9 protein-coding genes are annotated in these 7,825 nt (G+C 40.2%); 8 read left to right on the forward strand and 1 reads right to left on the reverse strand.

What is annotated here, in order from left to right:
• The 8 genes from ACEW8O_RS07350 to trxA all read left to right on the forward strand — a co-directional run.
• A partial coding sequence (locus ACEW8O_RS07350) for a cbs domain containing protein (protein ID WP_373493974.1) occupies positions 1-540 on the forward strand: 540 nt, incomplete at its 5' end.
• Positions 541-553: 13 nt separating this feature from the next.
• Complete coding sequence (locus ACEW8O_RS07355; protein ID WP_373493975.1) at positions 554-1,429, forward strand: NAD kinase; 876 nt, start codon at positions 554-556, stop codon at positions 1,427-1,429.
• 143 nt (positions 1,430-1,572) lie between these two features.
• Positions 1,573-2,325: a DUF6089 family protein gene (locus ACEW8O_RS07360; protein ID WP_373493976.1), complete on the forward strand. Its 753-nt coding sequence runs from the start codon at positions 1,573-1,575 to the stop codon at positions 2,323-2,325.
• A gap of 82 nt (positions 2,326-2,407) precedes the next feature.
• Entirely contained in the window at positions 2,408-3,145 is a 738-nt protein-coding gene (locus tag ACEW8O_RS07365; RefSeq protein WP_373493977.1) for an isoprenyl transferase, read from the forward strand.
• A gap of 5 nt (positions 3,146-3,150) precedes the next feature.
• A complete protein-coding gene (locus ACEW8O_RS07370; RefSeq protein ID WP_373493978.1) occupies positions 3,151-5,850 on the forward strand; it encodes an outer membrane protein assembly factor in 2,700 nt (899 codons plus the stop codon).
• Between the two features lie 2 nt (positions 5,851-5,852).
• Entirely contained in the window at positions 5,853-6,386 is a 534-nt protein-coding gene (locus tag ACEW8O_RS07375) for an OmpH family outer membrane protein (protein WP_373493979.1), read from the forward strand.
• Between the two features lie 19 nt (positions 6,387-6,405).
• Positions 6,406-6,951 carry an OmpH family outer membrane protein gene (locus ACEW8O_RS07380; protein WP_373493980.1) on the forward strand — a complete coding sequence of 182 codons (546 nt, stop codon included), beginning with the start codon at positions 6,406-6,408 and terminating at the stop codon, positions 6,949-6,951.
• A 117-nt stretch (positions 6,952-7,068) separates the two neighbouring features.
• Complete coding sequence (trxA, locus tag ACEW8O_RS07385) at positions 7,069-7,377, forward strand: thioredoxin (RefSeq protein WP_373493981.1); 309 nt, start codon at positions 7,069-7,071, stop codon at positions 7,375-7,377.
• A gap of 4 nt (positions 7,378-7,381) precedes the next feature.
• Here trxA and ACEW8O_RS07390 read toward each other — a convergent pair whose 3' ends face one another.
• Positions 7,382-7,750: a DUF2784 domain-containing protein gene (locus ACEW8O_RS07390; RefSeq protein ID WP_373493982.1), complete on the reverse strand. Its 369-nt coding sequence runs from the start codon at positions 7,748-7,750 to the stop codon at positions 7,382-7,384.
• Positions 7,751-7,825 lie beyond the last annotated feature (75 nt).

Raw genomic sequence — 7,825 nt, forward strand, 5'->3', positions numbered from 1 at the left:
TTTATGGGTTTTGTAACCGATGACCTGATTTATACCTTGAATAATCCGGAGCTTCAGATCAGCAAAATTGCTTTGGAATCCAGTACCTGTTTTGTGTATCAGGAAAAACATATTTATGATGTGATCAAAGTGGCTTCCGAGTACCATTCCCATATGGTGGCGGTCATCGATAAGGAAACCAATTATCTAGGGGTGGTAACCATGGAGGATGCTATCGGTGCTTTTGCAGATAGCCTATCTATTCAATCTCATGGAGCAGTTTTGGTATTATCAATGTTTATGACTGATTATAGTCTATTTGAAATAGCTAGAATTGTTGAATCAGAGAATACCAAAATCCTCAGTAGTTTTATTTCCAATGATCCATTGGACGACAGTAAGATCAAGGTTACGCTTAAATTGGATAAATCAGAACTGAGACATATCAAAGCCACACTGGAAAGATTCGGTTTCCGGATCATTGACCATTATCAGGAAGAGGATTCAGGGAGTGGAGAGCAAGAAAGAATTGATAACCTTCTGAGATTTTTGCAGATATAACCCAAACCCAAAAATGAACATTGTAGTCCATGGGATTGGATTTCAAAAAGAATTTATCCCTTTTATAAAGCAATTGTTTCAAATTTTAGGAGACAAGAAAATCGGCTTTTCCCTTACCGAATCCTTTTCCAGATCGCTTAAAAAAATTGACTTTGATACCAAAGGTTTCCAAGTACTATCTAAGAAATCCTCTTTTTCGGGAGTTGAATTTATAATTTCAGTTGGAGGTGACGGTACCCTTTTGGACTCCGTCTGTTTGGTAGGGAAAACCGAAATACCCATCATAGGTATCAATACAGGAAGACTTGGATTTTTGGCCACCGTAGCCAAGGAAGATATTGAAAAGGCGATTAATGGATTTATTGCAGGAGATTTTTCCATAGAATCACGTTCTTTGTTGAGTTTGGAATCTGACCAGGTGCTTTTCAACGGATTTAACTTTGGATTAAACGAATTTACAATCCATAAAAGAGATACTTCTTCCATGATTACCGTCCACACTTATGTCAATGGTCAGTACTTGAACAGTTATTGGGCAGATGGTCTGATAGTGTCCACGCCTACAGGTTCTACGGGTTATTCATTGAGTTGTGGAGGTCCGCTCATTACCCCTGGTGCAAGAAATTTTGTCATTACACCGGTCAGTCCACACAATCTTAATGTCCGGCCTATCGTTGTATCAGATGATAGCGAAATCAGCTTTGTAATCGAGGGAAGAAGTGAAAAATTCCTGATATCCTTGGATTCCAGATCTACTGCCATTGATGCCTCCATAAAATTGAGGGTTAAAAAAGCAGAATTTTCGGCTAAATTGATCAAATTTGAGGACTACAGTTATTTTGACACCCTAAGACATAAGCTTAATTGGGGTTTTGATATGAGAAATTAGACTGATGAATAATAATATTCCCTTTTACATTGATTTGGAATAGAATCTTACAAATTCTAATCCCAATTGCATTAACAAAAATTAACCCTGGAAATACTTAATGGGGTTTTTATATCGTTTGGTAGTTCATAAATTGCAGCGTCTTGAAAAAGAAAAAATTCTGGGTCTTATCCACTTTATTTGTTTTGCTTCTGTCAGGGGTCATCGTTTCACCGCAGGCAGTTGCCCAAAAATATGAGTTCGGAGGGGGCTTGGGAATAGCAACCTATTCGGGGGACATCATCAGAAGATTGGACCCCGAGCAGATTGGAATTCAAGGAACGTTGTTTGGCAGACGAAATTTTGACAATGTGTGGACATTGCGTGGCGGTATCTCCTTTGCGAGACTCAATGCCGCAGATAGTGTAAATCCCATTGATCCTGTGATGGCATTTAGAGATGCCGGGTTTAGAGGCTCTCTATTTGAGGTTTCTGCAGTGATGGAATATCATTTCCTTGATTTTACCCATCCGCAGGCCCAGTTTAGGTTCTCACCTTATGGATTCCTGGGTGTTGGTTTTGCAGGATTCATTGGAAATGGGAGAAAATATAGAAATGATCCCAATCCTTCAGGATATACTGTAGGAACACCTGTAATCCCATTTGGAATAGGCATCAAGTATAAATTATCAGAGAAGTGGCTGTTGGCAGCTGAGTTTGGGGCTAGAGCAACATTTACCGATGCACTCGATAAGATATATGGAGGAGAACCGGTTATACCCCGCTTCCCTGATCCGATTTTCCCCAATTCCGGTTCAGGCTACAATCAGGGTAACTACAGTGACAAAGACTGGTATTATTTTTTAGGTGTTACCATCAGCTATTCCTTCAGTTCAGTTAAGTGTTACGCTTATTAAATTGAGCGATAAGATAGTATATTGAAAAAGAAATAGCATTTTTGTACCTCCAAAAGCGAAGGTGCTTTCGTATCAATACGAAATGAAGGAATTAATAGACAAAACCAAAATCCCCAATCACATAGCAGTTATCATGGATGGCAACGGGCGCTGGGCCCAGAAAAAAGGTGCCATGAGGATTTTTGGACACAAAAACGCCATCACTGCTGTTCGGGAAACCATCGAAGGGGCCGCTGAATTGGGTCTCAAATACCTCACACTATATGCCTTTTCCACAGAAAACTGGTCAAGACCTCAGGACGAAATCAACGCACTGATGGAGCTTCTGGTGGATACCATTACCAAAGAAGTTCCGAATATGATGGAAAACAACATCAGGTTGGTGACCATCGGGCATTTGCCCAGTCTTCCTCATGGTTGCCGGCAAAAACTGCAGGAAACAAAGGAACTGACAGCCAATAATACCGGGCTGACTGTTGTATTGGCGATCAGCTACAGCGGAAGGTGGGAAATACAGGATGCCGTCAAAGCCATTGTCAAGAAAGTAGAAAACAAAGAATTAAAAATAGAAGATATCACGCAGGAAGTAATTGCTGCAAATTTGAATACCAAAGATATACCGGATCCTGAACTGTTGATCAGGACCAGCGGGGAGATTAGAATCAGTAATTTTCTCCTTTGGCAATTGGCTTATACTGAACTGTTTTTTACAGAGGTATTGTGGCCGGATTTTAGAAAAGAGCATTTGATTGAAGCCATTCTTGATTACCAAAAGAGAGAACGGCGGTTTGGAAAAACAGGTGCTCAGATTAAAACTTGATTTTGATGAAAAAAAGTATCTTTATCCTATGCTTTATGATGCTCGTAGGCAGCCTTCAAGCCCAAATCAGATTGGGTCAAAGCCGCTATTCGACCTCAAAGCCTGTGGATATTTTAGAGTTGAATTATTCCAAACCACAAAAATTTAGAGTAGCTGAAATCAAAGCAGTCGGATTGGCGACTTTGGATGAGGTAGCTATTGTTTCATTGTCAGGTCTGAGAGTAGATGATGTAATCTCAGTACCGGGAGATAATATTTCCAATGCGCTGAAAAGACTTTGGGGACAGGGTATCATCGGGGATGTTAAAATTCTTGTGACCAAAATCGAAGGAGATGATATTTATCTCTTATTGGAGTTGACCGAAAGACCAAGATTCAGCAGTGTTGAGTTCAGTGGGATCAATAAAACCCAGGAAGGTGAACTCAAAGACAAAATCAAAATTCGTGGCCGGGTTGTCAGGGATGATGTATTGAACACATCTCAAAGAAACATCCGTCAGTATTTCATGGACAAGGGTTTCCTAAATACCGAAGTGAAAGTAGTGCAGGAGAGAGATACCACCTTACCGAACAGTGTCAAGCTCAGATTCGAAGTTGATCAGAAGACAAAGGTGAAGATAAATGAAATCAAAATTTATGGCAATGAAGAAGTACCTGATGGGAAAATCAAAGGTAAACTGAAAGGCACCAAGGAGCATCCAAGGATGCATTTTGTCCGTGATGTTATTTCTAGAATTACAAACACTACACCTAAATCAGCCAAGGAAGCAATTGTTTACAGAAATCCTGTTACCCCAGAACAGGTAAAGGAATACATCAACAAGAATTTTAAATTGAATTTCTTCAATGCATCCAAGTATGTAGCAAAAGATTTTCGGGAGGACAAAGAAAAAGTAGTTGCTTTCTATAATTCCAGGGGATATAGAGATGCCGAAATACTTCAGGATTCCGTATATAGGTTTTCGGAAAACACGATCAATTTGGATATTTCTTTGGAGGAAGGTCAAAAGTATTATTACAGAAACATCACATTTGTAGGTAATTTCCTCCACCCTGACAATGTCCTTCTATCCAGGTTGGGTATTGAAAAAGGTGACGTATATAATAAAGAGAAACTGGATAAACGACTGAACTATGATCCACAAAAAGGGGATGATGTCAGTTCCCTTTATCAGGATAATGGATACCTATTCTTCCAGATAGATCCTGTCGAAATCCAGGTTCAGGCAGATTCCATTGATATTGAAATGAGGATTTTTGAAGGTCCTCAAGTAACCGTAAACTCCGTTTCCATCCAAGGTAACGAAAGGACCTCAGACCATGTGGTTATGCGGGAAATCAGGATCCTTCCAGGTCAGAAATTCAACAGAAGTTTGTTGGTAAGGACAATCAGGGAATTGTCCCAGTTGGGATATTTTGATCCGGAAAATATAGAGCCGGACATGAAACCCAATTTCGAGGATGCCACAGTGGATATCACCTTCAAATTGGAAGAAAGACCCAATGATCAGATAGAATTATCCGGTGGATGGGGAGGATTCTTTGGCTTTGTGGGTACTGTTGGTCTGGTTTTCAATAACTTCTCAATCAAAAACATTGGTAATTTCCAAAAATGGAGACCCCTTCCCGTTGGCGATGGTCAGCGACTCTCTCTTAGGGTACAGGCCAATGGCCGATCTTTCCAGAATTATAGTGTTTCATTGACCGAGCCTTGGTTTGGTGGCAAAAAGCCGAATGCGCTGAGCTTAAGTTTCAATCATTCTGTGCAAAGGCAGCTTGATTTCTTTAATCAAACTGATCCGGGAAGAGAAATTGGTTTTTTCAAAATAACAGGTGCCACTTTGGGTCTTTCCAAAAGGGTAACATGGCCTGACGATTACTTCATGGTATCCAATGCCCTCCAATTCCAGATCTATGAATTCAACGAATTCGGAAGAAGCTTTGGATTGAGTTATGCTACAGGTAAGGCAAACAGTTTGGCCCTGAATACCACCATTGCGAGAAACAACGTGGATAATCCGATTTATCCTAGATTGGGATCCAACATATCCTTGGTGACTTCTTTTACTCCACCTTATGCATCCCTCAACCCCAATATCAACCGGGAATCAATTGATGAAGAAAAATTCAGATGGTTGGAATATCATAAATGGATGTTTGATGCCACTTTCTATACGCCGGTATTTGGTTCATCCAAATGGGTAATAAGTGCCAGGACACATATGGGCTTCTTGGGTTCTTATGGGGATAGGATAGGAATTATACCATTGGAAAGATTTGTGATGGGTGGTGATGGAATGAACATGAACAACTTTGCCCTAGGGCAGGAAATCGTTGGTCTGAGAGGCTATGAAAACCAGGTTATTACCCCAGGTAGAGACTCGAGATTTGACCCTAATTCCAGAGAAGGATATGGTGGTATCGTTTACAATAAACATGTCATGGAACTTAGATTTTTGGTTTCTCCAAATCCTTCAGCAACGATTTTCCTTTTGGGATTTGCTGAGGCAGGAAACAACTGGGGATCCTATGCTGAGTTTAATCCGTATAACCTAAAGAAATCAGCAGGTGTGGGTGCAAGGATATTTATGCCCGCTTTTGGATTGCTAGGTCTTGATTGGGGTTATGGTTTTGATCCGGCGCCAGGCCAGGTGAATCCAAGCGGTGCCCAATTCCACTTTACTATTGGTCAGCAATTTAGATAATGATGAAAAGATCAATTATATTATTATTTTTGCTCCCTCTGTTCGGAGTGGTACTGCCTTTACAGCCTGCAGAGGCACAAAAGTTTGGATATATCGACTCGGAATACCTTTTGAACAAGCACCCTGATTACAAAATGGTGCAGTCCGAATTGGAAGCAATCAGTTCCCAATGGAAAAAAGAGGCACAGAATTTGGAAAAGGAAGTAAAGGAAATGTTAGCCAACCTGAAAGCAGAGGAAGTTTTACTTACAGAGGAGATGTATCAGGAAAAGTTGGGAACCATTAAAGAAAAGCAAAATGCTGCTGTGGCATTCAATAACCGGATATTTGGGATTAATGGACAGTATTACCAAAAACAGGCAGAATTGTTACAGCCTTTGCAGTCTAAGATTTACGATGCCATAGACAGGGTAAGCAAAAGAAATAATTTGGCAGTGTTGTTTGACAAAGCGTCAGGCCCATTGATGATTTATACAGATCCAAGACATGATTATTCGGAATTTGTTTTGGAAGAATTAGGAATTGAAAACAAGTAAATATTAAATAAAAACGAAAATGATGAAAATTAAAGTTATCCTTTCCGCAATAACTTTGTTTTGCGTAGGATTTGTAGCCCAGGCCCAGGAATTGAAAATTGGCTATACCAATGTGGAGTTATTGATGGACCTGATGCCGGAGATGGAGCAGATTTCTGCAGACATCCAGGATTACCAGTCTCAGCTTCAGACTAATATCCAGACAAAGGCGCAGGATTTCCAAAGGAAAGTTCAGGCATATCAGCAGGCTGCTCAAACCATGACAGAAGAAGCCAGAGGTACCAAAGAAGCGGAATTGCAAAAGTTGCAACAGGATTTGCAAAAGTATGAGCAAGATGCCCAGACTTCTTACCAAAGAAAACTTGGCGAATTGTTGGAGCCTGTTCAGCAGAAGGTTTTCAATGCGATCAACGCAGTTGCCGCAGAAAACAATTATACCCATGTTTTCTCAGAGGCAGCAGGTAACTCTCCTATTTTGTTGTATACCAAAGATGATGATAAGTTCACTGAATTGGTCTTGACGAAATTGGGAATTGAGATTCCTGCTCAAAATCCTGCCAACTAATTATACTTAAATTTAATAGGTTATAAAGCCTGTTTCTTAGGAAGCAGGCTTTTTTTGTGATAAAAGTAACAGAACCATTTCTGGAGACAAATTGTCAAAAGGGATATTGAGATTTATATGGCCAAGAAAAAGTTCAATGAAATCGTCCAGCAGTCCGATGAAGCCATATTGGTTGACTTCTATGCAGATTGGTGTGGTCCTTGCCAGACTATGAGTCAGGTTTTGGAACAGGTGATCAGTGAGTTGGATGGGAAAATCAAATTATACAAGCTGAATGTGGACCGGAATCCTCAAATAAGTCTTCAATTTGGGGTAAGGTCTATTCCGCATTATATCCTTTTCAAAAAGGGTAAGATGCTTTGGAGAAAAGGTGGTGTGATGACCAAGCGGGAATTGCTGCAGGCCATGAAGGGATTTATTGGATAATTTTTTAGGAAGTTTTTTTAGGGAAGAAATTTACCTTGATGGAAATGGCGAAAGCCAATAATGCCAAAAATAAGGTCATTATGTCCACGAGACCCGGATCTGGATTTTGGCCGGTTAATCTTTTAATCAGGAAGGTGATATAGGAATTGGGAAGTTCGGTTTTGCTCATTTCCCGTAGAATATCCCAATGCCAATCAGTCAATGGACAATAACCCCAACCATACCAAATTCCCAGGATTGCCCAGGACGCCAAAGTCAAAGAAATAGATGCAAAGTGCCATTTTCGCAAAGGTTTCCAAATCCAGGCAAAAAGGTTGAAAAGAATCAAAAGTGTATGAAAAACAGTGAAGAAAATATCGGCTATTTGCAGCATAATTTTCATTTAGTGATTTGGCATTTCAGTCCACCATATGAATTGTAGCTGAATCACCAGGATTGAAGCTTTTGA

This window comes from Aquiflexum sp. (assembly GCF_041749095.1).
Taxonomy (GTDB): domain Bacteria; phylum Bacteroidota; class Bacteroidia; order Cytophagales; family Cyclobacteriaceae; genus Aquiflexum.